The organism is Caballeronia arvi (genome assembly GCF_001544695.2).
Classification (GTDB): Bacteria; Pseudomonadota; Gammaproteobacteria; order Burkholderiales; family Burkholderiaceae; genus Caballeronia; species Caballeronia arvi.
This window is the reverse complement of the sequence record NZ_FCOM02000230.1, coordinates 1-1,375: the sequence shown is the minus strand read 5'-3', so window position 1 is coordinate 1,375 and position 1,375 is coordinate 1. Positions and strand designations below refer to the sequence as shown.

Here is a 1,375-nt window from a genome sequence, read left to right as displayed (position 1 = left end):
GAGCCTGTCATAAATTTCGTGTTCAAGGCATAACATGTGCGAAAAGGAGCATGTATGCCACGCAAACCGAAAGCTGCGACTGAAGCGATGGATCTGCAGGCGATTCCGAAAGAGCTGATCGATCAGTTTGTCAAAGGTCCGATGACAGCGGACGCCGTGCAGGCGGCCTCGATGGCCTTCAAAAAGGCGCTGATCGAGCGGGCGCTGGGCGCGGAACTCGGTCACCATCTGGGCTATCCGAATGGCGGCGAGCGTCCGCCCGAGTCGAGCAACCAGCGCAACGGCAAGAGCGGCAAGACGGTGCTCACCGAGGACGGTCCGTTACGCCTGGACATTCCACGCGATCGCGACGGCAGCTTCACGCCGATCCTCATCCCCAAGCACGAACGCCGCTTTACCGGCTTTGACGACAAGATCATTGCGATGTATGCGCGTGGCATGACGATGCGCGAAATTCAGGGATTTCTGGCCGAACAGTACGGCACGCGGGTGTCGCCCGAATTTATCAGTTCGGTGACTGATGCGGTGACGCAGGAGATCACCGCCTGGCAATCGCGTCCGCTCGAGCCGATGTATCCGGTGGTCTTCTTCGATGCGCTGCGCGTAAAAATCCGCGACGAAGGCGTGGTGCGCAACAAGGCCATCTACCTGGCGCTGGCGATTTTGCCGGACGGCACACGCGACATTCTGGGCTTGTGGATCGAGCAAACGGAAGGCGCGAAGTTCTGGATGAAGGTCTTCAGCGACTTGAAGACACGCGGCGTGCAGGACATCCTGATCGCCGTCACCGATGGGCTCAAAGGCATGAGCGAGGCGCTCGCCGGCGTGTTCCCGGCGACCACGCTGCAAACGTGCATCGTGCATCTGATTCGCAATTCGCTGGAATACGCCAGCTGGAAAGAGCGCAAATCGCTGGCAGCCGCGCTGCGTCCGATCTATACCGCGCCGAACGCTCAGGCCGCGGAAGCCGAATTGCTTTCGCTGGAGCAAGGCCCATGGGGCAGCAAATTCCCCACGGTTATCGCGGCCTGGCGGCGCGCCTGGGATCGCGTCATTCCGTTCTTCGTGTTCCCGCCCGAGGTGCGAAAGGTGATCTATACGACGAACTCCATCGAGAGCGTCAATTCGCAGTTACGCAAGATTATCAAGACGCGCGGACACTTCCCTTCGGACGAGGCGGCCACCAAGCTGTTGTGGCTCGCCTTGCGCAAAATAACCGGGGACTGGCATCGCGCGGCGCACGACTGGAAGGCAGCCATGCGGCAATTCGCGATCCTCTACGAGGATCGCTTTACACGGCCCAGCTTCTAGGATCACGATGAGTGTCCTGACTGGAAGCTTCATCCGCCTTGCACACAAAAATTTGGACAGTCCC

The 1,375-nt window shown here is 59.6% G+C and carries 1 protein-coding gene; it reads left to right on the top strand.

Translation table 11 applies throughout. The features are described 5' to 3' along the window. Positions 1 to 54: 54 nt before the first annotated feature. Complete coding sequence (locus AWB74_RS44550) at positions 55 to 1,311, top strand: IS256 family transposase (protein WP_061152800.1); 1,257 nt, start codon at positions 55 to 57, stop codon at positions 1,309 to 1,311. Positions 1,312 to 1,375: the final 64 nt, after the last annotated feature.